General features: G+C 62.1%; 22 protein-coding genes. 9 read left to right on the top strand and 13 right to left on the bottom strand.

Features of this window, described 5'->3' with window-relative positions; translation table 11 throughout:
- Positions 1–294: 294 nt before the first annotated feature.
- The 7 genes from DK391_RS34440 to DK391_RS34410 all read right to left on the bottom strand — a co-directional run bounded on the left by DK391_RS34440 (position 295) and on the right by DK391_RS34410 (position 7340).
- Complete coding sequence (locus tag DK391_RS34440; protein WP_109482470.1) at positions 295–1011, bottom strand: ABC transporter ATP-binding protein; 717 nt, start codon at positions 1009–1011, stop codon at positions 295–297.
- Positions 1011–1787 (bottom strand): ABC transporter ATP-binding protein, encoded by a 777-nt coding sequence (locus DK391_RS34435; protein ID WP_109482469.1) that lies wholly within the window; start codon positions 1785–1787, stop codon positions 1011–1013. Before DK391_RS34435 ends, DK391_RS34440 begins: the two co-directional genes overlap by 1 nt.
- A gap of 24 nt (positions 1788–1811) precedes the next feature.
- Positions 1812–2975, bottom strand: coding sequence for an ABC transporter ATP-binding protein (locus DK391_RS34430; protein WP_109482468.1), 1164 nt, complete (start codon positions 2973–2975; stop codon positions 1812–1814).
- 27 nt (positions 2976–3002) lie between these two features.
- Positions 3003–3953 (bottom strand): branched-chain amino acid ABC transporter permease, encoded by a 951-nt coding sequence (locus tag DK391_RS34425; RefSeq protein WP_109482467.1) that lies wholly within the window; start codon positions 3951–3953, stop codon positions 3003–3005.
- A gap of 228 nt (positions 3954–4181) precedes the next feature.
- Positions 4182–5384 (bottom strand): branched-chain amino acid ABC transporter substrate-binding protein, encoded by a 1203-nt coding sequence (locus tag DK391_RS34420; RefSeq protein ID WP_109482466.1) that lies wholly within the window; start codon positions 5382–5384, stop codon positions 4182–4184.
- Between the two features lie 538 nt (positions 5385–5922).
- Positions 5923–6882, bottom strand: a complete 960-nt coding sequence (ispH, locus tag DK391_RS34415) for a 4-hydroxy-3-methylbut-2-enyl diphosphate reductase (protein WP_109482465.1) — start codon at positions 6880–6882, stop codon at positions 5923–5925.
- Positions 6883–6884: 2 nt separating this feature from the next.
- Positions 6885–7340: a peptidylprolyl isomerase gene (locus DK391_RS34410; protein ID WP_109482464.1), complete on the bottom strand. Its 456-nt coding sequence runs from the start codon at positions 7338–7340 to the stop codon at positions 6885–6887.
- Positions 7341–7528: 188 nt separating this feature from the next.
- Between DK391_RS34410 and radC the strand changes: the two genes are divergently transcribed.
- The 4 genes from radC to nadB all read left to right on the top strand — a co-directional run bounded on the left by radC (position 7529) and on the right by nadB (position 10757).
- Positions 7529–8257, top strand: a complete 729-nt coding sequence (gene radC, locus DK391_RS34405; RefSeq protein WP_109482463.1) for a DNA repair protein RadC — start codon at positions 7529–7531, stop codon at positions 8255–8257.
- A gap of 248 nt (positions 8258–8505) precedes the next feature.
- Positions 8506–8739 carry a 50S ribosomal protein L28 gene (gene rpmB / locus DK391_RS34400; protein ID WP_004186391.1) on the top strand — a complete coding sequence of 78 codons (234 nt, stop codon included), beginning with the start codon at positions 8506–8508 and terminating at the stop codon, positions 8737–8739.
- A gap of 10 nt (positions 8740–8749) precedes the next feature.
- The gene (gene rpmG, locus DK391_RS34395) at positions 8750–8917 is read left to right on the top strand and encodes a 50S ribosomal protein L33 (protein ID WP_007586229.1); all 168 of its coding nucleotides are present in this window, start codon (positions 8750–8752) and stop codon (positions 8915–8917) included.
- A 241-nt stretch (positions 8918–9158) separates the two neighbouring features.
- Entirely contained in the window at positions 9159–10757 is a 1599-nt protein-coding gene (nadB, locus tag DK391_RS34390; RefSeq protein WP_109482462.1) for an L-aspartate oxidase, read from the top strand.
- Positions 10758–10845: 88 nt separating this feature from the next.
- Here nadB and nadC read toward each other — a convergent pair whose 3' ends face one another.
- From nadC to purN, 6 genes are all read right to left on the bottom strand, one after another.
- A complete protein-coding gene (gene nadC, locus DK391_RS34385; RefSeq protein WP_109482461.1) occupies positions 10846–11748 on the bottom strand; it encodes a carboxylating nicotinate-nucleotide diphosphorylase in 903 nt (300 codons plus the stop codon).
- Entirely contained in the window at positions 11748–12878 is a 1131-nt protein-coding gene (gene nadA, locus DK391_RS34380; RefSeq protein ID WP_109482473.1) for a quinolinate synthase NadA, read from the bottom strand. The genes nadC and nadA overlap by 1 nt, the downstream gene beginning before the upstream one ends.
- A 117-nt stretch (positions 12879–12995) precedes the next feature.
- Positions 12996–14192, bottom strand: coding sequence for an acyl-CoA desaturase (locus DK391_RS34375; protein WP_109482472.1), 1197 nt, complete (start codon positions 14190–14192; stop codon positions 12996–12998).
- Between the two features lie 203 nt (positions 14193–14395).
- Positions 14396–15751 carry a mechanosensitive ion channel domain-containing protein gene (locus DK391_RS34370; RefSeq protein ID WP_109482460.1) on the bottom strand — a complete coding sequence of 452 codons (1356 nt, stop codon included), beginning with the start codon at positions 15749–15751 and terminating at the stop codon, positions 14396–14398.
- Positions 15752–15850: 99 nt separating this feature from the next.
- Positions 15851–17110, bottom strand: a complete 1260-nt coding sequence (locus DK391_RS34365) for an RsmB/NOP family class I SAM-dependent RNA methyltransferase (protein WP_109482459.1) — start codon at positions 17108–17110, stop codon at positions 15851–15853.
- Positions 17107–17778, bottom strand: coding sequence for a phosphoribosylglycinamide formyltransferase (gene purN / locus DK391_RS34360; protein ID WP_109482458.1), 672 nt, complete (start codon positions 17776–17778; stop codon positions 17107–17109). Before purN ends, DK391_RS34365 begins: the two co-directional genes overlap by 4 nt.
- A gap of 117 nt (positions 17779–17895) precedes the next feature.
- Between purN and DK391_RS34355 the strand changes: the two genes are divergently transcribed.
- From DK391_RS34355 to DK391_RS34335, 5 genes are all read left to right on the top strand, one after another.
- Positions 17896–18888 (top strand): bifunctional riboflavin kinase/FAD synthetase, encoded by a 993-nt coding sequence (locus DK391_RS34355; RefSeq protein WP_109482457.1) that lies wholly within the window; start codon positions 17896–17898, stop codon positions 18886–18888.
- A gap of 188 nt (positions 18889–19076) precedes the next feature.
- Positions 19077–21914 (top strand): isoleucine--tRNA ligase, encoded by a 2838-nt coding sequence (gene ileS, locus DK391_RS34350; protein WP_109482456.1) that lies wholly within the window; start codon positions 19077–19079, stop codon positions 21912–21914.
- The gene (lspA, locus tag DK391_RS34345) at positions 21914–22414 is read left to right on the top strand and encodes a signal peptidase II (protein WP_109482455.1); all 501 of its coding nucleotides are present in this window, start codon (positions 21914–21916) and stop codon (positions 22412–22414) included. Before ileS ends, lspA begins: the two co-directional genes overlap by 1 nt.
- Before the next feature lie 171 nt (positions 22415–22585).
- Entirely contained in the window at positions 22586–23797 is a 1212-nt protein-coding gene (gene coaBC, locus DK391_RS34340; protein WP_109482454.1) for a bifunctional phosphopantothenoylcysteine decarboxylase/phosphopantothenate--cysteine ligase CoaBC, read from the top strand.
- Between the two features lie 82 nt (positions 23798–23879).
- On the top strand, positions 23880–24884 hold the full coding sequence (locus DK391_RS34335; protein ID WP_109482453.1) for an LLM class flavin-dependent oxidoreductase: 1005 nt from the start codon (positions 23880–23882) through the stop codon (positions 24882–24884).
- The last annotated feature ends 56 nt before the right edge of the window (positions 24885–24940 follow it).

Below are 24940 nucleotides of genomic sequence, written 5' to 3'. Positions count from 1 at the left end.
GCAAGCCTTCATGGAAAACTGCAAGAAACAGGGCATCGAAATTAACCCCGCTGTTGCACTTGGTCTTTGAAACCGCCCCTACTTTTCTTTGCGGCGGCAAAGAAAAGTAGGTGCCGCCCCGCACAGGGGCAACCCAGGCAGACCACTAACAAATCGCGGATGCCAGCAAAATCAAAATCAAAATCGAAGGCGAAGGCGAAGGCAAACCACAACCACCAAAAACAAAAAAGACCGCACGCCTGAACGTGCAGCCTTTCTCACAAAAAAACAGAAGAACTACAAAACGATAGCGTATTACTCGCCCAGATAAGCAGCCCGCACCTTCGGATCATCCAGCATCTGCTTGGCATCGCCAGACATCGTAACCGTACCCGAATCCATCACATAACCACGATCAGCCGCCTGCAAGGCAAGACGAGCATTCTGCTCAACCAGCATCACCGTGATGCCTTCCTTCGAAATCTCACGCACCACTTCGAAGATCTTCTCGACCATGATCGGCGACAGACCCATCGACGGCTCGTCGAGCAGCAACAGCTTCGGCTTGGAGATAACGGCACGCGCCATCGCCAGCATCTGCTGTTCACCGCCGGACAGCGTCCCGGCCAGCTGCGTCGCACGCTCTCTCAAGCGCGGGAAGAACCCGAACATCCGTTCGACGTCCTTCTTGATGCCTTCCGCATCGCTACGCAGATACGCACCCATCTGCATGTTCTCGACGATCGACATGCGAGCGAAGATCCCGCGACCTTCCGGCACCATCGCCAGACCGCGCTTCAGCAGTTCATGCGGCGGCACGCCCTTGATCGACTGCCCCATGTACTCGATGTCGCCGGCCGAGTAAGGCTTGAGGCCCGTGATCGCCTTCATGGTGGTCGTCTTGCCCGCGCCGTTGGCGCCAATCAGCGTGACGAGTTCGCCCTGCTGGATCTCGAGGTCGACGCCCTTGACGGCCTGAATGCCGCCGTAGTTGCCCTGAAGGCCCTTGATTTTCAACATTGCCGTAGCCATCAGTGGACCCCCGCACCCAGATAAGCCTCGATCACCTTCGGATCCTTCTGCACGTCCTGCGGCAGACCTTCAGCGATCACCTTGCCATAGTCGAGCACTGTCATGCGATTGCACAGGCCCATCACCAGTTTCACGTCGTGCTCGATCAGCAGGATCGTCTTGCCGTCCGCGCGGATCTTGTCCAGCAGCTTCGTCAGTTCGACCTTCTCGGTTGCGTTCATGCCGGCAGCCGGTTCGTCGAGTGCGAGCAGCTTCGGATCGGTCGCGAGTGCACGCGCGATCTCCAGACGGCGCTGGTGACCATACGACAGGTTGCGGGACGTGTAGTCCGCGTACTGCAGCACGCCGACGTACTCGAGCAGTTCGAGCGCGCGTTCCTTGATCTCGCGCTCTTCCTTGCGCTCAGCCGGCGTCTGGAACACGGCGCCCAGCAGACCGTGCTTGGTCCGCACGTGACGGCCGACCATCACGTTTTCCAGCGCGGTCATGCCACCGAACAGACGGATGTTCTGGAACGTACGCGCGATACCGGCCTTCGCCACCTGGTACACCGCCGTCGGCGTGTACGGCGTGCCGTCGAGCTTGAACTCGCCCGAATCCGGCGTGTACAGACCCGTGATCACGTTGAAGAACGTGGTCTTGCCGGCGCCGTTCGGGCCGATCAGACCGTAAATCGTGCCTTCTTCAATCTGAAGGCCCACGTCCGACAGTGCCTGCAAGCCACCGAAGCGCTTGTTGACGCCCTTCACGGACAGACGGATTTTCTTGTCGCTCATGTTGTGTTTCCTCTTTGCCGTCCGTTACGCGCGAACCTTGCCGTTGCGCTTCGAGAGCTTCGCGATCTTGTCTTCGTGCTTCGGCGCAGGCCACAAGCCTTCCGAGCGGTACAGCATGATCAGCACCATCGCGAGTGCGTACACGAGCTGACGGATCACTTCCGTATCGACGATTTCGTGACCGAACAGCAGGTTCTGCAGCGGACCCATCGTCGAACGCAGGAATTCGGGCAGCACGGCGAGCAGCACCGCGCCGAGAATCACGCCCGGGATGTGACCCATGCCGCCCAGCACCACGCAGGCCAGCACGACGATCGATTCCGGCAGCGTGAACGATTCCGGCGACACGAAGCCCTGGAACGCACCGAACATCGCGCCCGACAGACCACCGAACGACGCGCCCATCGCGAATGCCAGCAGCTTCACGTCACGCGTGTTGATGCCCATCGCCTTCGCGGCGATTTCGTCTTCGCGGATCGCGGCCCATGCGCGGCCGATACGCGAGTGTTGCAGACGCGTACAGACCCAGATCACGAACAGCGCGCACAGCACGAACACGTAGTAGTACGAGTACACCGACGGGATCGACAGACCGAAAAACGAGTGCGTCTGCGCGAGGCTGAAGTCGCCGACGTGGATCGGATCGATACCTGTGATGCCCTTCGGGCCGTTGGTGATGTTCACCGGACGGTCGAGGTTGTTCAGGAAGATCCGGACGATTTCCCCGAAGCCCAAGGTCACGATCGCGAGGTAGTCGCCACGCAGACGCAGTGTCGGTGCACCGAGAATCACGCCGCAGATCGCCGCGATCGCCATCGCGCATGGAATGATCAGCAGGAAGGGGATATGCAGCCCGCCCGGCGCGAGGTGCGCGATCCATTCGAACTGCGACGACAGGTGCGGCGACGACAGCAGCGCCGTCGTGTACGCGCCCACCGCGTAGAACGCGATGTAGCCCAGGTCCAGCAGGCCGGCGAAGCCGACCACCACGTTCAGACCCAGCGCCAGCATCACGTACAGCATCGCGAAGTCGAGCACGCGGACCCAGTAGTTGCCGCCGGCCGTGCCGATGACGAACGGCGCGAGGATGACGAACGCAGCGGTGATGATGCCCACCGTCAGCGTCTTCGTCCGGTTCTTTTCAGGGATGAGCGTCGTGGACGGCTCGATCGGTTGAATTGAGGTCATTATGTTTGCTCCTTACCCTTGCGCCCGTTAAGCGCGATCCGCGACACGTTCGCCCAGCAGGCCCGACGGACGGAACACCAGCACGATGATCAGCACGATGAATGCGAACACGTCCTGGTAGTTACTGCCGAACACGCCACCCGTGAGGTTGCCGATATAACCGGCGCCCAGCTGTTCGATCAGGCCGAGAATCACACCGCCGACCATTGCGCCGCCGAGGTTGCCGATACCGCCGAGCACCGCCGCCGTGAACGCCTTCAGGCCGGGGATGAAGCCCATGTAGAAGTGCGCGTTGCCGTATTCCGACGCGATCATCACGCCTGCCAGCGCGGCGAGCGCCGAGCCGATCATGAAGGTCGCCGAGATCACGAAGTTCGGGTTCACGCCCATCAGCGACGCGACGCCGGGGTTCTCGGCGATCGCGCGCATCGCGCGGCCGAGCTTGGTCGTGTGCACGAGGAGCAGCAGGCCCGCCATCACGAGGAACGCGACGACGATGATCACGATTTCAGTCATCGAGATCACGGCGCCAGGCGTCGTATCGGTGGCCTTGATCACGTTCAGCGGATCGGTCGGCAGCAGTTGCGGGAACGGCAGCGGGTTGCGCGACCAGATCATCATCGCGAGCGTCTGCAGCAGGATCGACACGCCGATCGCGGTGATCAGCGGGGCGAGACGCGGCGCCTTGCGCAGCGGCCTGTACGCCACCCGCTCGATCGTGTAGCCCACCACCGCGCACACGACGGCCGCTATGACCAGCGCGATGCACAGCGTCGGCACATTGCCGAGACCGGGGAAGTGGTTCTGCAACACACCGATGGCCGAGAGCGCGACCATCGCGCCCACCATCAGCACGTCGCCGTGCGCGAAGTTGATGATGCCGAGAATCCCGTACACCATCGTATAGCCCAGTGCGATGATGGCGTAGACACTGCCAAGCACCAGTCCGTTGATCACCTGCTGGATGAAAATATCCATTTAATGCTCCTTAGCCCGTGCGACTGGATTCGCGCGCTTCATCTGCCGGTTGGCGCTGATGATTGACGCAAATCGCAACGGCACTGCGGGTACTGATATAAAAGACCGGTAAGGGTTATCTTCATCGTGCGCTCGCGACCGCTGGGTTACAGCGGTCCGCGCGCACGACGTGGATGCAAAAACGGCACCGTCGGATGGTCCGGTGCCGTCAGGCTGTACGTCCCGTCATTACATCTTGACGACGTCGAGGACCGCTTTCTTGCCGTCCTTGAAGTCGTAAAGCGTAATCGCGCCTTCTTTCAGGTCGCCCTTGTCGTCGAATGCGATGTGACCGATGACACCCGTGTAATCGGTCGAAGGCATCGCAGCGAGCACCTTGGGCGGCTCGATCGAATTGGCGCGCTTCATTGCATCGACGATCACGTACACAGCGTCATACGTGAACGGCGCGTAAATCTGCACCGGCGTGTGGAAGCGTGCGTCGTACTTCTTTTCGAAGTCCGCTCCCCTGTCCATCTTCGAAAGCGCAAGACCTGCTTCCGAACATACGAGGTTCTGGACGGCACTTCCCGCCAGCTCCCCTACCTTGTCGGTGCACACGCCGTCGCCGCCAAGGATTTTTGCCCTGATTCCGAGCGCCGCTGCCTGTTTCGTGAACGGCCCGCCCGTTGCATCCATGCCGCCGAACATGATGGCGTCCGGCTGGGCACTTTTAATCTTTGTGAGGATGGCCCGGAAATCCGTGGCCCGGTCATTGGTCGCCTCGCGTGCCACGATCTTCGCGCCGCCGGCTTCCGCCGTCTTCGCGAATTCGTCAGCAAGACCCTTGCCATAGGCAGTCGCATCGTCGACAACGGCGATCCGCTTCGCGCCGAGTGATTTCGTCGCGTAGTTCGCCAGCGCCGGTCCCTGCTGCGCATCGGTCGCGACGACCCGGTAGGTCGTCTTGAAACCCTGCTGCGTAAAGGCCGGATTCGTCGAGGATGGCGAAATCTGCACAATGCCCGCGTCGCTATATATCTTCGAGGCCGGAATCGACACACCCGAATTCAGGTGTCCGACGACAGCCACCACGTGATCGTCCACCAGCTTCTGCGCGACCTGCGTGCCCGTTTTTGGGTCGCCTGCATCGTCCTGCGCGTCGAGAGCGAGCCGAATCTTGAGGCCGTCGATCGTCAACCCCTGCGCGTTGATCTCTTCAATAGCGAGACGCGCCCCGTTTTCATTGTCCTTTCCCAGATGTGCAATGCCCCCCGTCAAAGGGGCCGCATGACCGATCTTCACGATCGTCACTTCGCTTGCGCTCGCCGGCGCCGCTGCCACTGCAGCCGACGCGCCTGTGCCCGCTTCGCCATCGTTCTTTTTGCTGCACGCGGTCAACATCGCAACCGCGGCCGCGATGGACACGGCACAAGCAAACTTGACTCGCATTAAATAGGTCTCCTGCGCCTTGCAAAATCTGGCGTTCCGAGGCCTGAAGCCCTGAGAACGCGCGCATTGTAACTCCAATTTTGCGACGGGCAATATTGTTGGATGCGCAGGGTTTTCCTGCATTGCAACCACCTCCCGAGGCCATTCTTTCGCATTGATTGCAACCCGGTTGCGCCAGTTTTTCGTGCATCAGTTGCACCATCGCTGACGCCTTGCTACACCAGTTGTTGCGGCAATTGCTTGGCAAGCCCGACGCTGCGGACTTCGGCACATTGTGTCATCTCAATAATATATGGCGTAACAAATGCACTGAATTTGTGCGCTAGCGAGCGCGTCGTTCAGAACATCTGACGAAAAACGGGGTTCGATCGCGTCGATGGGGCCAAATTACGCCCCAAAAAACATAAAGAATGTTCGCCGCGACACCGTCACTTTCTTGTTTTTCTATGATGTGGCACCGTTTTATGGCGCGTTGCGCGCCGCCTGGGCAATAAAAAAGCGCGCCGGCGGCGCGCTTTTTCGATGAGGGGACAGTTCGTCAGGCAGGCAAACCCAGCCCGCGCGGCAGCGGAAACGCAATGTTTTCCTCGATGCCTTCCAGCGCGCGCACGTTGCGCACGCCCAGTTCACGCAACCGGCCAATGACTGCCTGAGCCAACGCTTCCGGCGCCGACGCACCTGCCGTCACGCCAATGCGGCGCTTGTCGGCCACCCACGCGGGATCGATCTGATCGGGCGAATCCACCATGTACGACGGCACGCCGAGCTTTTCGGCGAGCTCGCGCAGCCGGTTGGAGTTCGAGCTGTTCGGGCTGCCGACCACGATCACCACATCGCACTGCGGCGCCATGAATTTCACGGCGTCCTGGCGGTTTTGCGTCGCGTAGCAGATGTCCTGCTTCTTCGGTTCCTTGATGTTCGGGAACTTGGCCTTCAACGCGCCGATGATCTGCGCGGCGTCGTCGACCGACAGCGGGGTTTGCGTCACGTACGCGATGCGGTCGGGATCGGCGAGCTGGAGCGCCTGCACGTCCTCGATATCTTCGACGAGATACATGCCCTCGCCCGTCTGGCCCATCGTGCCTTCGACTTCAGGGTGGCCCTTGTGGCCGATCATCACGATGTCGAAGCCTTCCGCGCGCATCTTGGCGACTTCGATGTGCACCTTGGTAACGAGCGGACACGTCGCGTCATACACGCGCAGACCGCGCTCATCGGCCTCGGCACGCACCGCCTTCGACACGCCATGCGCGCTGAAGATCACCGTGCTGCCGGCGGGCACTTCTTCGAGCTGCTCGATGAAGATCGCGCCCTTCTTGCGCAGATCTTCGACGACATATGCGTTATGAACGATTTCGTGACGCACGTAGATCGGCGAACCGTACAGCTTGATGGCGCGCTCGACGATCTCGATGGCCCGATCGACGCCGGCGCAGAACCCGCGCGGTTGTGCGAGCAGGATTTCCGTTTCGGCGAGAGTCGTGTCCGTGATGCTCATGTTTACAGGATCCCGATGATTTTGACTTCGAACGTCAGCGCCTGGCCGGCGAGCGGATGGTTGAAATCGAAGAGCGCCGAGGTTTCGCCGACTTCTTTCAGCACGCCGGCGTAGCGGCCACCGCCCGGTGCATTGAATTCGACGAGATCGCCGGGAGAAAAATCCTCGCCGATCATCGCATTTTCGCGCAGCGTGGCCAGCGATACGCGCTGGATCAGTTCCGGATTGCGCGGGCCGAATGCTTCGCCTGCGGCTAGCTGAAAGGTCGAATGGTGACCGACCTTCATTCCCAGCAGAATGTCTTCCAGCGGCGGCGCCAGTTGGCCTGCACCCAGCAGCAGCGTAGCGGGTTTGTCGTTGAAGGTGCTGACGATCTCGGTGCCATCGGCGAGCGAAAGCCGGTAATGAAGCGTGACGTGCGAACCGGATTTCACTTCGGAGATGTCGATGATGCTCATGCGGTACTCGTTCGGTCGTGGCGCGCGGGGCAGGAACGCGGCCGCGCAGGTCGCGCGCAAGGCAGGCCAGTTCGAGGCCGGAGCGCCGTGCGCAAAGGCTCTATTGTAAGCCACATATCCCGAGCCGGCTGGAACGTTGCTGCGCGCTGCGTGGTCGCCGCCTCATTTGAAATTCCAAGGAAGCTGTCATGAATAACCCGATTGCCCTACCCTTCGCCGAGGCGGAAAAATGCGCTGTGCGCCGTCCGCCGCAGGCCTGGCCGTCGCGCGACATGCCGCGCGAGCGTCTGCTCGACGCGGGTGCGGCGGCGTTGTCAGACACCGAACTGGTCGCACTCGTGCTCGGCTCAGGGCTGCCCGGCCACAATGTCTTCGATCTCGCGCGTTCGCTGTTGCATCGCTTCGGCTCGCTACGTGCCATGCTGGACGCCACACCCGGCGATTTCGACGGCGTGCGCGGTGTCGGCCCGGCCAAGCGCGCGCAGTTGCTAGCCATCATGGAGATGGCACGGCGCGCGCTGGCCGAGAAGATCCGCGAACGCCCGCTGATCGATTCGCCTGAAGCGGTCAAGGATTACTTGCGTCTGCTGATCGGGTCGCGCCCCTATGAGGTGTTCATTTGCCTTTTTCTGGATACGCGACACCGGCTGATCCGCACGGAAGAAAATTCACGCGGCTCGCTCACGCGCATGGCTGTCTATCCGCGTGAAATCGTGCGGCGCGCGCTGTCGCTGAATGCGGCGAGCCTGATCGTCGCACATAATCACCCATCCGGCGCCGTCAAGCCGAGCACCAGCGACTGCCAGCTCACCCGCGTGCTGCGCGACACGCTCGCGCTGATCGACGTGCAGTTGATCGATCATCTGGTGATCGGCGCGAACGAAACCTTTTCGTTTGCCAGTGCTGGCTGGCCGTGAATGGCGCCGTGCCGGGCGCGGCGGAGGCATGAATGCCACAGGTTTGTTCGCCATCGCAAATTCGGTTTGATTTATCGGCTCTTTTTCTGCTAGAATTTCGGTTTGCCTCTTTCCAACCCCTGTTCCGAAGCCATTAAGGCCTTTCCGGAAAGCAAGTGATTCAAGTCGGCTACGGCTCGGTCCTTATGTTTTTCCCGGGAAACTTCACGGCGTTCCGAACTCAGAATTAGCGTATTAGGAGTGCTCTCATGGCACGCGTATGCCAAGTAACTGGGAAAGCGCCGATGAGCGGCAACAACGTTTCCCACGCGAACAACAAGACCAAGCGTCGTTTTCTCCCGAATCTGCAAAACCGCCGTTTCTGGGTTGAAAGCGAAAACCGTTGGGTGCGCCTGCGCGTTTCGAACGCCGGTCTGCGCCTGATCGACAAGAACGGTATCGACTCCGTGCTCGCAGACCTGCGCGCACGTGGCGAAGCCTAAGGAGTAAATCATGGCCAAGGGCGCACGCGACAAGATCAAGCTGGAATCGACCGCAGGTACGGGTCACTTCTACACGACCACGAAGAACAAGCGCAACATGCCGGAAAAGATGGAGATCATGAAGTTCGATCCCGTCGTTCGCAAGCATGTGGCGTACAAGGAAACGAAGATCAAGTAATCTGGTTTCCCAGCCTGTTTGACGAAGAAAAGCCCCGCTACACGCGGGGCTTTTTGTTTTCCGGCCGCTCGTCAGCCTCCCTTCTTCAGCATTCCTCGCTTTCTCCAGCACACGCAAAACACTACGCCGTCCGGCCAGCTTTCCCTCGACGGTTTCAACGCGTATGCTCTTCGGTTTCCCAATCGAACGGCTGTGACGGCATTCGTCGCGCAACGGCCGCGCAAAACGACGGAGAGAGGAGATGAATTTCGATGTAGCGATTGTCGGCAGCGGCCTTGCCGGGTTGAGTGTCGCACTGAATCTCGCGCAGACGCGGCGCGTCGCGGTGATCGCCAAGCGTTCGCTGACCGATGGCGCCAGTGATTGGGCGCAGGGCGGCATCGCCGCCGTGCTCGACTCGGCCGACAGCGTCGAAAATCACGTCGACGACACGCTGGTCGCCGGCGGCGGCCTGTGCGACGAAGCCGCCACCCGCTTCATCGTCGAACATGGCCGTGAGGCGATCCAGTGGCTGATCGACCAGGGCGTGCCGTTCACGAAAGACGATGCCGCGGAACTCGGCTTTCATCTCACACGCGAGGGCGGCCACAGCCATCGGCGCATCATCCATGCTGCGGACGCGACCGGACACGCCGTGGTCGCCACGTTGAGCGAGCGCGTGCGGCAACATCCAAACATCACGCTGCTCGAAGACCATTACGCGATCGACCTGATCACATCGGATCGTCTCGGCCTACCTGGGCGCCGCTGCCACGGCCTGTATGCACTCGATCTTGCCAGCGGACGGACCGTCACGATCGAGGCGCCGCATACCGTGCTGGCCACAGGCGGTGCTGGCAAGGTTTATCTCTACACGACCAACCCCGATACCGCGACAGGCGATGGCATCGCGATGGCCTGGCGGGCGGGCTGTCGCGTGGCGAACATGGAGTTCATCCAGTTTCATCCGACGTGTCTGTTCCATCCTTACGCCAAGTCCTTCCTGATCTCGGAAGCCGTGAGAGGAGAAGGCGGGATTCTTAAGCTGCCCGACGGCACGCGCTTCATGCCCGCTCACGATGAGCGCGCCGAACTCGCGCCGCGCGACATCGTCGCGCGCGCTATCGACTTCGAGATCAAGAAACGCGGTATCGATTGCGTTTATCTCGACATCAGCCACCAGTCGCCGGAGTTCCTGCACGAACACTTCCCGACCATCCTGGCGCGCTGCCTCGAGTTCGGCATCGACATCACGAAAGAGCCGATTCCCGTCGTGCCCGCGGCGCACTACACGTGCGGCGGTGTCGTCACCGATCTCGCAGGACGCACGGATCTGGCCGGGCTTTACGCAGTCGGCGAAACATCGTGCACGGGCTTGCACGGCGCGAACCGGCTTGCGAGCAACTCGCTGCTCGAATGTCTCGGGATCGGTCGCTCCGCTGCGCAAGCCATCGAGAGCGAAGGCTTCGGCGCCGCCGTGCACGCACCGCTGCCCGATTGGGACGAAAGCCGCGTCTCCGATCCAGACGAAGAAGTGGTCGTCGCACACAACTGGGACGAGCTACGCCGCCTGATGTGGAATTACGTCGGCATCGTGCGCACGGACAAGCGGCTCGCGCGCGCGAAGCATCGGCTGACGTTACTACGCGACGAGATCCACGAGTACTACGCGAACTTCAAGGTCAGCCGCGATCTGCTCGAACTGCGCAATCTGGTCGACGTGGCGTCACTGATCGTCGAAGGCGCGCGTTCACGGCGCGAAAGTCGCGGACTGCACTTCAGCCGGGACTGGCCGAACGCACTTCCCAAAGCACTGCCAAGCGTGCTTTCGCCGGAACGCGTGCCGAATCGCAACGTTTAGCCAGACCAGGCAACGCGACTTGCATTGAAAAAGGCCATCGCCAGTCAGACTGGCGATGGCCTTTTGTTTGGGCCGCCTGCAACTTCGATCAAACGATACGCATCGAGAAATCCGTCGCGCGCACGTCCTTGGTCAACGCACCGACCGACACGCGATCGACGCCCGTCTCCGCAATCTGCCGGATCGTCTCGAAGTTCACGCCGCCGGACACTTCGAGCACCGCACGCCCCGTCGTGATGCGCACCGCGTCGCGCATCATGTCGAACGAGAAGTTGTCGAGCAGAACCGACTTCGCGCCGCTCGCGAGCGCTGTGTCCAGTTGATCGAGCGTTTCGACTTCGATCTGGATCGACACACCCGCGTTCAGCGCGAGTGCTGCCTGCATCGCCGCGCCGACGCCGCCAGCTGCCGCGATGTGATTTTCCTTGATCAGGATGCCGTCATAGAGCGCGAGCCGCTGATTCGCACCGCCGCCGACGCGCACCGCGTACTTCTGCGCGAGCCGCAGGCCTGGCAAGGTCTTGCGCGTATCGAGCACGCGAGCACGCGTGTGCTCGATGGCATCGGCAAATTTGCGCGTGGCGCTCGCCACGCCCGACAACATCTGCAGGAAGTTCAGGCCATTGCGTTCGGCCGTCAGCAGCGAGCGAGCCGGACCGCGCAACGTGCACACCAACGAGTCCGCCGTCATGCGATCGCCTTCGCGATAACACCATTGCACGTCAATACGCGGATCGACCCGACGCATCACTTCGTTGAACCAGGGCACGCCGCACAATACCGCCTCTTCCCGCACGATGATGCGCGCGTCGCGCACCTCGTCGGCGGGAACCAGCAAGCCCGTCAGATCGCCGCTGCCGACGTCTTCGGCGAGCGCATCGCTAACGTTGCGCGCGAACGCTGCCGCAAATGCGTCGCCGTACTGCGCTTCGATTTCAGCGAACAGCGGCGAAACCGCATCCTTCACTTCCAGTTGCTCAGTCACGCCCATCACGCTGCTCCGACATTCGAGAACAGCGCAGTATCGCGCGCGAGATCGCCGCTCGCCTGCACGCGCTTCTTGTGACGCGCAGCGAAGTCGAGCATCCGGTCAATCGGAAGACGCGCACGCTCGCCAATCGACGGATCGACGAAGATTTCGTTGTGGCCATGCTCCAGCACCTCGGCGAGATTGCGCAGGCCGTTCATCGCCATCCACGGACAATGCGCGCAGCTCTTGCACGTTGCGCTATTGCCGGCCGTCGGCGCTTCGATAAAGGTTTTGCCGGGCGCGGCGAGACGCATCTTGTGCAGGATGCCGAGATCGGTTGCGACGATGAAATGCGTCGCGCTGCTGTTCTTCGCGGCATCGATCAGTTGGGTCGTCGAGCCGACAACGTCCGCAAGCGCAACGACGTTCTCAGGCGACTCCGGATGCACGAGCACTTTCGCGTCAGGATATTCGGCACGGACCAGATCGAGTTCGACACCTTTGAATTCGTCGTGGACGAGACACGAACCCTGCCATAGCAACATGTCGGCGCCAGTCTTCTTCTGGATATAGCCGCCCAGATGACGGTCCGGTGCCCAGATGATTTTCTCGCCGCGCGCGTGCAGATCCGCGATGATTTCCAGTCCGATCGACGACGTCACCATCCAGTCGGCGCGGGCCTTCACGGCAGCGCTTGTATTCGCGTAGACGACAACCGTGCGGTCAGGATGCTGATCGCAAAACGCGGAAAATTCATCGACGGGACAGCCGAGATCGAGCGAACAGGTCGCATCCAGATCGGGCATCAGAATCCGCTTGTTCGGACTAAGAATCTTCGCAGTTTCGCCCATGAAGCGCACGCCTGCGACTACTAGTGTCTGCTCTTCGCGATCTCGTCCGAAGCGCGCCATCTCAAGCGAATCGGCCCCACAACCGCCCGTCTCATCGGCCAGTTCCTGCAGTTCCGGATCCACATAATAGTGTGCGACGAGCACCGCTTTCTCACGCTTGAGCAAGCCGCGAATGCGCTCTTTCAGCGCGAGCCGTTCCTGCGCGGACGGCACGTCCGGCACTTTCGCCCAAGCCTGGCCGACACTGCAGGCCGCGCCTTGCGGACGGTCGTACTCGACGCTCCTGATCGCCTGATTCATCATCTCCTCTGCCCTTCTGATCCTGCCGCCGACACGCTTTTCGGCAGCCCAAAAAGAAAAACCCCGCCAACGCGGGGTTTTGTGACGTAACGAAAGTTTAATAGATTTCGTCGCGTATCAGGCGTAGCGCCGCAGGCGCATCGCAAATTCCTGCAGCGCCTTGATGCCGCTTTGTTCTGCGCGATGACACCAATCTTGCAATTGCACCAGCAGTTGTTCGCGCGATGCATTGGAGCGTTCCCACATCGCCGCGAGTTCGTTGCGCAGCTCGATGTAAGTGCGCAATTTCTGGCTGTTCGCGAAGATCTGCGGCAATTGCATACGCTGCGGCTCATCCAGACCGGCTTCTTCCTTGTGGAACCACGAACGCGCACCGCGCATCAGCTGATACTTCTCGCGCGCGCCGACTTCCTTCAGATGCGCCAGTTCCTGACGGTAAGCGCGCTTGATCGCCTTCGCGTAGCTCGCCATCACTTCATAGCGGTTCGCGAGCACTGCCTGCAGCGTGTCCTGATCGAGCACCAGCTTGCCCGTCGTCAGACGCGGCGTCGGCGCGATCTTCTTCACCTTCGCCAGACGGAACGCCGACATGACGCGGATATACATCCAGCCGATATCGAACTCGTACCACTTGTTCGACAGCTTGGCCGACGTCGCGTACGTATGGTGATTGTTGTGCAGTTCTTCACCGCCGATGATGATGCCCCACGGGAACAGATTCGTGCTGGCATCCGACGAGTTGAAGTTGCGATAACCCCAGAAGTGTCCGAGACCATTCACAACGCCGGCGGCCCAGAACGGAATCCAGATCATCTGCACGGCCCACACGCTCAGACCGACGATGCCGAACAGCGCGACGTCGATGACCATCATGATGCTCACGCCGAGGATCGGGTACTTCGTGTAGACGTTACGCTCGAGCCAGTCATTCGGCGTGCCGTGGCTGAACTTGCGCATCGTTTCTTCGTTCTTCGCTTCCGTGCGATACAGTTCGGCGCCTTCCAGCAGCACCTTCCAGATACCGCGCGTTTGCGGGCTGTGCGGATCTTCTTCCGTTTCGCACTTCGCGTGGTGCTTGCGGTGAATCGCGGCCCACTGGCCCGTCAGCATGCCCGTGGTCATCCACAGCCAGAAGCGGAAGAAATGACTCGCGACAGGATGCAGATCCAGCGCGCGGTGCGCCTGGCAGCGGTGCAGATAGACCGTGACGCCGATGATCGTCACGTGCGTGACGGCTAGCGTCCACAACACGATTTGCCACCACGAAAAACGCAGCGCACCGTGGGCAAGGAAATCAAGCAAGGAATTCAGCAAGGCCATTTACCTAGGAACGAAGACATTCGCGCAAGGATACAACGGCGGATGTCAAGAAAGTGAAAGCAAACGAGGAATTTTGACGATATTTTACGCGAACGGTTCCAAGTGTCTGTAACAAATGAGGAATTTGTTGTGCGCGGTCAACTGGAACCGTCGAAATACGGGGTCGAACCCGCGCATAGGGACCGCCGACGCCCGCCTCAGGCGGCGCTGCCGGATTCGTTGACCGCCCGGCCGGTCATTGTTACCGGCTGCGACATGATGTCGCTGCTGCCTGCAACGATGCGCACTTCACGTTGCGCATAGGGAATCGCAATGCCGTTTTCCGAGAAAAGCCGCCAGATGTTGCGATTCACATTCGAGCGCACGCCCGACGTGCCCGTCGCGGCGTCCTGAATCCAGTAGCCGAGTTCCAGATTGATGCCGTCCGGGCCGAAGCCTGCCAGATAAGGCGTTGGCGCCGGATCCTGCAGCACCCGATCGACGCCCTGCGTGGCCTCGACCAGCAGCGCCATCGCCTTTTCGACATCGGTCGAATAGGCAATCTGGACGGTCGCCTTAGCGTTGCCGCGCGTCAGATACGACGACTGGTTCTGCACGACGTCGGTGATCAGCTTTTCGTTTGGAATCAGGGTCTCGATGCCGTCCAGCCCGCGCACGACGGTATAACGCGTGCGGATTTGCGTGACCATGCCCTGCAGGCCGCTCACGTTGATCGTGTCGCCGATGCGCAGCGACCGGTCGATCAGGATGATGAAGCCCGACACGTAGTTGCTCGCGATCTTCTGCAAGCCAAAGCCGAGGCCCACGCCGAGCGCGCCGCCAAACACGCCCAGCACGGTGATGTCGATGCCGACCAGCGACAGGCTGATCAGAATGGCGCCCAGAATCAGCAGCGCCCGACCGACGCGCGACAGCACCACTTTCAGGTTCGCATCGAGCGAGCCCGAGCGCATCAGCCGGTCTTCGAGCGCCGCGCCGAGCCACATCGCGACGATCATCGTCACGCACACCCACAGCAGGCCGGAGAGCATCGACAGCAGCGTCACATGCGTGTTGGCGATCCGGAACTGCACGCTGTTCATCCACTTGAGCACATCGTTCTGGATGCCCAGCACGGTCAGCACCATGCCGACCCAGACGATCAGCGACACGACCTTCTCGACCAGCGACAGCCACGTGTGCGTGCTGCCATCGCTGCCAAACACGCGCCGTGCGAGGTAGAACACGATATAGATCAGCCCGATGCCGAACAGCGGCACCAGCGCGAGATCGAGCAGCGACGTATGGATGAACTGCCCGGCAATCGCCCGCGCGATGAAGAGCAGCACGCCGCCCAGCAGCGGAAAGAACGCGCGATTGAGCGCCTCGGCACCGAACCGCACCGCGCCGTAGCGGCTTTCGCGCTTGGCGTCGAGCGCGCGACGTGCCAGCCGCGCGAGAATCCACGCGAGCGCCAGCGTGCCGACCAGCACGGCGACTTGCCACAGACTGGCAGGCTGACCGAAATCGCGCGCGACATCGCCCAGCGTGTGAAAGAAAAGATGGTTTTGCATGATGTTTCCCGCGACTGGCGGCCTCGCGGCCAGCGCGGCGCTTAAGACGTGTGCGCCGGCCCGACCGCTTGAATCCCGACCGCTCGTCGCGCGTGAGGCTTAGCCGCGGCGCTCCAGCACTGCCGCGAAGAAGCCATCCGTCGCATGACGATGCGGCCACAGCGACAGGTAATCGCCCATTTCCAGCTCGATGCGCTGCTCGGCGAGCACGTCACGCGCGGGCACGAGCACGAAATCGGGGTGATCGGCGAGGAATTTCTGGACCACGCCTTCGTTTTCCGCATCGAGAATACTGCAGGTTGCGTAGACGAGGCGGCCACCCTTCTTCACGAGGCGCGCGGCACTCGTGAGAATCGACAGCTGCTTCGGCGTGAGTTCGGTAATCGACTCCGGCGACTGGCGCCACTTCAGATCGGGATTGCGGCGCAGCGTGCCCAAACCGCTGCAAGGCGCGTCGACCAGCACGCGGTCGATCTTGCCCGCCAACCGCTTGATCTTCGCATCGTGTTCGCTGTCGATCAGCACCGGGTTCACGTTCGACAGCCCGCTGCGCGCGAGGCGCGGCTTGAGCTTGGCGAGGCGTCGGTCGGAAATATCGAATGCGTACAGTCGACCCGTCGAGCGCATCATCGCGCCGAGCGCCAGCGTCTTGCCGCCCGCGCCCGCGCAGAAGTCGACGATCATCTCGCCGCGCTTGGGCGCGACCAGCGAGCACAGCAACTGGCTGCCTTCATCTTGCACTTCGAGCCAGCCTTGCTGGAACGCATCGAGCTTGGTGAGCGGCGGCTTGCCTGCCACGCGGATGCCGAACGGCGCGTACGGCGTCGCGCCCGCCTCGATGCCCGACTTCGACAGCACGCCCAGCACATCGTCGCGGCTCGCCTTGATCGGGTTGGCGCGCAGATCGAGCGGCGCCGGATAGTTCAGCGCCGCGGCCAGATGCGCGAGTTCTTCAGCTTCGAAACGCTGGCTGAGCGCGGTGTAGATCCATTCGGGCAGATTCAGGCGCGTGCGCAGCGGCAAGCTTTGCGGATCGATCTTCGACACGTGCTCGAGCCACGCGCTTTCCGCTTCCGACACGAACGGCTTCAGAGCCGTACGGCCCGCTGTCTGCATCAATCCGAGCAAAGCCATGCGGCGATTAGGATTGCCGCTGCCGCTTTCCGCCAGATGCGCAAATTCCATCTTGCGACGCAGCACTGCGAACACCGCTTCCGCGATCACGCCGCGCTCGCCGTGGCCGAGCTTCGGATGCGCGCGGAAAAACCGGCTGGTTGCCGCATCGGCGGGGCCGGTGAACTTGAGAACGTCGGCGAGCAAAGTCTCGGTTTGTCCAATCAGAAATCCATGCAGTCTCATGCGCCCTCCCCGGCGTTTTTCTGGCTTGCGTGTTGTGTGTCAAGGAAGAGCCACTGCGGCTCGGGTGGCGTCACGGTCACGCGCAGGCCATCGACGGCAATCCGCCCTTCGACGAACCAGCGCACGGCGCGCGGATAAATCACATGTTCGGTGTCGAGCACGCGCGCGGCAAGCGCTGCGGCGTCGTCGCCGGGCAAGACGGGTACAGCCGACTGCAGCACGATCGGGCCGTGATCGAGCGTCGGCGTGACGAAATGCACCGACGCGCCGTGCAGCCGCACGCCCGCGTCGAGCGCCTGCTGATGCGTCTTGAGGCCCGGAAAGCTCGGCAGCAGCGACGGATGCACGTTGATCATGCGGCCAGCATAATGGTTGACGAAAGCGTCGGTCAGCACCCGCATGAAACCGGCGAGCACGACGAGATCGGGCGCGAATCCGTCAATCTCGCGCGCGAGCGCGGCGTCGAAGCTTTCGCGGTCGTTAAACTGCCTGTGGTCAACAACAGCGGTGGCAATACCTTGCGACGCCGCGAACTCAAGCCCGGCGGCGTCTGGACGGTTGGCAATCACAGCGGCGACGCGCGCCTGCCAGCCCTCGGCTGCACAGGCGCGTACGATGGCTTCCATGTTGCTGCCCCGTCCGGAAATCAGAATGACGAGATTTTTCATCCGCGGATTTTATCATTCGGCCATGCCCGATCCGCGCGCCGGCGCCGGGTGGCGCACTGTGCGTTTATAATCGATTGTTTTGCGGCATCTGGCCCGCTCAAATCCTTCGCCTCTATCGTGAGAGTCTTCCGCGGTCTTCCCAATGCCGAAAGCCGTGCGCCCTGCGCACTGACCATCGGCAACTTCGACGGTGTCCACCGCGGGCATCAGGCATTGCTCGCCCGCGTCCGCGCTGCCGCCGACGCGCGCGGCCTGCCCGTCTGCGTGATGACCTTCGAGCCGCACCCGCGCGAGTTCTTCAATCCCGCCAGCGCGCCGCCGCGCATCGCGATGCTGCGCGACAAGCTCGAAGCATTGCGCATGAACGGCGTCGATCGCGTGGTCGTCGAGCACTTCAACCATACGTTCGCCAGCCAGTCGCCGGATGCGTTCGTCGAGCGGATCATCGTCAACGGGTTGCATGCGCGCTGGGTCATGATCGGCGACGACTTCCGCTATGGCGCGAAGCGCGCGGGCGATTTCAATTCGCTGAAGGCGGCGGGCCAGGAATACGGCTTCGAAGTCGAACAGATGGCCACCGTCGCCGATCCATCCGGCGCGCGTATTTCCAGCTCTGGCGTGCGTACTTCGCTGATCGCAGGCGATCTCGATGCGGCACGCGCCGCGCTCGGCCGCGACTATCTGATCAGCGGCCATGTCGTGCATGGTTTGAAGCTCGGTCGCGATCTCGGTTTTCCCACATTGAATCTGCCCATTGCGCATAAGCGTCCCGCGCTGTCGGGCATTTTCATCGTGCGCGTGCATGGCATTGCGGACCAGCCGCTGCCGGGCGTCGCGAGCCTCGGCTTGCGGCCCACCGTCGACGACTCCGGCCGCGTGCTGCTCGAAGTGCACCTGCTCGACTGGCATGGCGACGCATACGGCAAGCTCGTGCGCGTCGAGTTTCTGAAGAAGCTGCGCGACGAAGAAAAATACGTCGATCTCGAAACGCTGACGGCCGCGATCGCGCGCGACGTCACGAACGCCCGCGCCTGGTTCGAGGCCGTCGGCGACGCGCCGGGCAGCCGTTCCACTGGTTTCGCCACGTCGGCCACCGACCGAATTAGATGACCGTCGCGGTGTGTGCGAAGCGCGAGCGTGAAGCACACACCGTCCACCGCGTATCGACGGGCGCCGCACGCCTCTGCAGCCGGCCCGCACGGTGCGCGACGCAAGGTAAATCGTCAGCCGATCCGCACGGCGCCACGCAGGTGGCCAAGCATGCCGCGCCCTAACACCGTATTCACCGCTACCTCACCATGAGCAACAAGAAAGCCGATTCGAAACCGCAGGCCCGCTATCCCGTCAACCTGCTGGACACCCCGTTCCCGATGCGCGGCGATCTGCCCAAGCGCGAGCCGCAATGGGTCAAGGAGTGGCAGGAACGCAAGATCTACGAGACGATCCGCGCCGCCTCGAAGGGCCGCAAGAAGTTCATCCTGCACGACGGCCCGCCGTATGCGAACGGCGACATCCACCTCGGCCACGCGGTGAACAAGATCCTGAAGGACATGATCGTCAAGGCGCGCAATCTCGCGGGCTTCGACGCTGTCTATGTGCCGGGCTGGGACTGCCACGGCATGCCGATCGAAATCCAGATCGAAAAGCAGTTCGGCAAGTCGCTGCCCGCTGCCGAAGTGATGCAGAAGGCGCGCGCTTACGCGACCGAGCAGATCGAAAAGCAGAAGGTAGGCTTCCGCCGCCTGGGCGTGCTCGGCGACTGGGACAACCCGTACAAGACGATGAACTTCGCAAACGAAGCCGGCGAAATCCGCGCGCTCGCGAAGATCATGGAGAAGGGCTACGTGTACCGTGGCCTGAAGCCGGTGAACTGGTGTTTCGACTGCGGCTCGGCGCTGGCTGAAGCGGAAGTCGAATACAAGGACAAGACCGATCCGACCATCGACGTGCTCTTCCCGTTTGCCGAGCCGGAAAAGACCGCGCAGGCGTTCGGGCTCGCTTCGCTGCCGCGCAACGAAGGCGGCATCGTGATCTGGACAACCACGCCGTGGACGATCCCCGCGAACCAGGCGCTCAACGTGCACCCCGAGATCGTGTACGCGCTGGTCGATACGCCGCGCGGCCTGCTGATCCTCGCTGAAGAGCGCGTCGAGGAATGCCTGAAGTCGTATGGCATCGACGGCACGATCATCGCGAAAACGCCTGGCGCGAAGTTGTCGAACGTGCGCTTTACGCATCCGCTGGCGTCGGCGCATCCGTCGTACAAGCGCACGTCGCCCGTCTATCTCGGCGACTATGTGACGACGGAATCGGGCACGGGCATCGTGCACTCGGCGCCCGCATACGGCGTGGAAGACTTTGTCTCGTGCAAGGCGCACGACATGCCCGACTCGGACATCATCAGCCCGGTGATGGGCGACGGCCGTTACATCGAATCGCTCGCGCTGTTCGGCGGCCTGTCGATCTGGGACGCGAACCCGAAGATCGTCGAAGCACTCGACGAAGCCGGCTCGCTGCTGCGCACCGAAAAGTATCTGCACAGCTACATGCACTGCTGGCGCCACAAGACGCCGATCATCTATCGCGCGACGTCGCAGTGGTTCGCCGGCATGGACATCAAGCCGAACGACAGCGACAAGACGCTGCGCGAGACGGCGCTCGAAGGCATCGAAGCGACGGCGTTCTATCCGTCGTGGGGCAAGCAGCGTCTGTTTGCGATGATCGCGAACCGTCCCGACTGGACGCTGTCGCGTCAGCGTCAATGGGGCGTGCCGATGGCGTTCTTCGTGCACAAGGAAACGGGCGATCTGCATCCGCGCACGCCGGAACTGCTCGAAGAAGTCGCGAAGCGCGTCGAAGTGTCGGGTATCGAAGCATGGCAAACGCTCGATCCGCGCGAACTGATCGGCGACGACGCCAACATGTACGAAAAGAACCGCGACACGCTCGACGTGTGGTTCGATTCGGGCACGACGCACTGGCACGTGCTGCGCGGCTCGCACAAGGACGAACTGCAGTTCCCGGCCGATCTGTATCTGGAAGGCTCGGACCAGCATCGCGGCTGGTTCCATTCGTCGCTGCTAACGGCGTCGATGCTCGATGGCCGTCCGCCGTACAACGCGCTGCTCACGCACGGCTTCACCGTCGACGGCGAAGGCCGCAAGATGTCGAAGTCGCTTGGCAACGGCATCGATCCTCATGAAGTCGCGAACCGTCTCGGCGCGGAAATCATCCGTCTGTGGATCGCCTCGACCGATTACTCGGGCGAACTCGCGATCTCCGAAGAAATTCTCAAGCGCGTGACGGAAAGCTATCGACGTATCCGCAACACGCTGCGCTTCCTGCTCGCGAACCTGTCGGATTTCGACTTCGAGAAGCACGCACGCCCGGCCAGCGAGTGGCTGGAAATCGATCGCTACGCGGTTGCGCTCACGGCCAATCTGCAAGCGGACATCCTCTCGCACTACGACCGGTACGAGTTCCACCCGGTGGTCGCGAAGCTGCAGACGTTCTGCTCGGAAGACCTCGGCGGCTTCTATCTCGACGTCTTGAAGGATCGCCTGTACACCACGGCGTCCGATTCGAACGCACGCCGCTCGGCACAGACCGCGCTGTATCACATTGCGCATGGTCTGCTGCGTCTGATGGCACCGTTCCTGTCGTTCACGGCGGAAGAAGCGTGGAAGATTTTCCAGCCGAACAGCGAGACGATCTACACGGAGACGTATCACGCGTATCCGGAAGTCGCCGATGCGAGCGCGCTGCTCGACAAGTGGACGCTGCTGCGCGCCGTGCGCAGCGACGTGACCAAAGCGCTGGAAGAAGCACGCGTCGCGAACCAGATCGGTTCGTCGCTGCAGGCGGAAGTCGAAATCCGCGCAAGCGGCGCGCGTCATGAAGCGCTCGCCAGCCTCGGCGCCGACCTCAAGTTCGTGCTGATCACGTCGGGCGCGACGGTGCTGAAGGTGGAGAACGTCGAAGAAGAAGGCGTCGACGTGATCACCTCGAAGTACCTGAAGTGCGAGCGCTGCTGGCATTACCGTAAGGATGTCGGCGAAGACGCGGAACACCCGACGCTGTGCGGCCGCTGCATCAGCAATCTGTTCGGCAACGGCGAATCGAGGAGCGCGGCATAATGTCCAGAACGCTGTCGAAACCCGCGGGCGGTTCGCTCGCGCCGTGGCTGGGCGTTGCCGTCGTCGTAATCCTGTTCGACCAGTTGACCAAGATCGCGATTGCGAAGGTGTTTGCGTATGGCTCGTCGCATGCCATCGCGCCGTTCTTCAACCTCGTGCTGGTGTACAACCGCGGCGCGGCGTTCAGCTTCCTGGCAATGGCGGGCGGCTGGCAGCGCTGGGCCTTCACTGCGCTGGGCGTCGGTGCGGCGCTGCTGATCTGCTATCTGCTCAAGCGGCATGGCAATCAGAAGTTGTTCTGCGCTGCGCTCTCGCTGATCATGGGCGGCGCAATCGGCAACGTGATCGACCGCCTGCTGTACGGCCACGTGATCGACTTCCTCGATTTTCACGTCGGCGCGTGGCACTGGCCGGCGTTCAATCTCGCGGATACCGCGATCACGATCGGCGCGGCGCTGCTCATTTTCGACGAGTTGCGGCGCGTGCGCGGCGCACGCTAGGCGCTGGTATCGCGGGTATAACAACAGGCAAAGTGCGGTGCTTCATGTATCGCACCTTCCGCGCGGGGATCGCGGCTACATGCCGCCCTGCCCGCGCCCAGGCAGTCTTGCAGTACGAAGCCGGCGCGCTTCACCGATGCGCCGGCCATCACGTCTTGTCGGAGGCATCAGTTGGCCACAGAACTCGCCGGAAAACACATCGTCCTCGGCATGACAGGCGGGATCGCCTGCTACAAGATCGCTGAACTCACGCGCCTGCTGGTCAAGGCCGGCGCGACCGTGCAGATCGCGATGACGGAAGCGGCCACGCAGTTCATCACGCCCGTCACGATGCAGGCGCTGTCCGGCCGCCCCGTCTACACCAGTCAGTGGGATGCGCGCATCGACAACAACATGCCGCACATCGATCTGTCGCGCGAAGCCGACGCGATCGTGATCGCGCCCGCCTCCACCGATTTCCTCGCCAAGCTCGCGCACGGTCTGTGCGATGACCTGCTGTCCACGCTGTGTATCGCTCGCGACTGTCCGCTGCTCGTCGTGCCCGCGATGAACCGCCAGATGTGGATGAACCCGGCCACCCAGCGCAACGTCGCGCAACTGCGCGCGGATGGCATCGAACTGCTCGGGCCGGATTCGGGCGCGCAGGCGTGCGGCGAAGTCGGCGATGGGCGCATGCTCGAACCGGAAGCCGTCTACGAGGCTATCGCGTCGTTCTTCACGCCGAAGGTACTGGCAGGCCGCCGCGTGCTGCTGACAGCCGGCCCGACCTTCGAACCGCTCGATCCCGTGCGCGGCATCACGAACCGTTCGAGCGGCAAGATGGGTTTCGCGCTCGCACGCGCGGCGCAGCAAGCTGGCGCTGACGTGCATCTGGTCGCCGGTCCGGTCGGGCTGGAAACGCCGTGGGGTGTCTATCGCGAAGACGTGCAAACCGCACAACAGATGCACGATGCCGTGATGCGCGCCGTGCCGGGCTACGACATCTTCATCGGCGTCGCGGCGGTGGCGGATTGGCGAGTCGATCATGTCGCCGAGCACAAGATCAAGAAGACCGCCGATCACGCGATTCCTTCGTTTTCGTTCGTCGAGAATCCGGACATTCTGGCTACCGTCGCGAAGCTTCCGCGTGCGCCGTTCTGCGTCGGCTTCGCTGCGGAAAGCGGCGACCTCGACGTGCACGGCGAAGAGAAGCGCAAGCGCAAGAACGTGCCGCTGCTGATCGGCAATCTCGGTCCGCAAACGTTCGGGCTGGATGACAACGAAGTCGTGCTTTTCGAGGCCGCGGGATCGACGCGGCTTCCGCGCGCGGACAAGCAGACGCTCGCGCGCGCCTTGATCGTGGAAATTGCAAAGCGCCTGCCGGATGCGGGTGTGAACCGTTGAGCGCAGCCGCGCTCCGCGTTCTCGCGTCTCAGCGACACGTCACACCCGAATGCAATCCATCTGCTAACGCCATGGTGCTGTCATGACCCTGCTCTCCGTGCTCGACCAGACGCCTGTTATCGACGGGCATAACGTGGCCGACGCGATCGCCGCAACGATCGAACTCGCGCAACTGGCCGATGACCTCGGCTACACGCGCTACTGGTGCGCCGAACATCACGGGCTGGTCGGCGTCTCGAACCCGTGCCCTGAAGTGATGCTCGCGCGTCTGGGCAGCGTGACGAAGCGTATCCGCATCGGCTCCGGCGGCATCATGCTGCCGTACTACAGCCCGTTCAAGGTTGCCGAGCAGTTCCTGATGCTCGAGGCGCTGTTTCCGAACCGCGTCGATCTGGGCGTCGGGCGCGCGCCCGGCGGCGACATGCGCACGGCGCAAGCTGTCGCTGCCGGCGCCTACAATCGCGGCGAACTGTTCCCGCAACAGGTCGCCGAACTCGTCGCGCTGATGAGCGGCACGCTGCCGTCCGACCATCTCGCGCACGGCGTGCTGCTACAGCCGCAGATCGAAACACGTCCGCAATTGTGGGTGCTCGGCTCGAGCGATTTCGGCGGCATGCTGGCCGCGCAACTCGGCATCCGTTTTTCATTCGCGCATTTCATCAATGCGCATTTCGGGCAGGCTGTCGCGCGCGCATATCGTGATCGCTTCACGGCGGGTCACGAGCAGAAGCCGTATCTCGCGGCGGCTGTTTTCGTGATCTGCGCGGACACCGAGCAGGAAGCCGCCGACCTCGAGAAAGCCGTCGATCTTCGCCGCGTGCAAATGGCCTATGGACTGAACGCGCCCGTTCCATCCGTTGCACAAGGACTCGCGCAGGAATACGGCGAGCGCGAGCGGCTGATCATCGACCGCGAAAAGCCGCGCAGCATCATCGGTACGCCGGAGTCCGTCACGGAGCGGATGCGTCTGTTGCAGGAACAGTTCGACGCCGACGAACTGATCGTGCTTACCGTCGCGGGCAGCTATCGCGCGCGCTTGCGTTCGTATCAACTGCTGGCCGAAGCGTTTGAACTCGGCAAGTCATGAATCGATCACGGCGATCCATCGCATTGGTGGACGCCACAACCACTTCAACCTCTCAC

The organism is Paraburkholderia sp. C35, from assembly GCF_003121405.1.
In the GTDB taxonomy this organism is placed as follows: Bacteria; Pseudomonadota; Gammaproteobacteria; order Burkholderiales; family Burkholderiaceae; genus Paraburkholderia.
The sequence above is the reverse complement of the archived record's forward strand: the minus strand, read 5'-3'. Positions and strand labels throughout refer to the sequence as shown.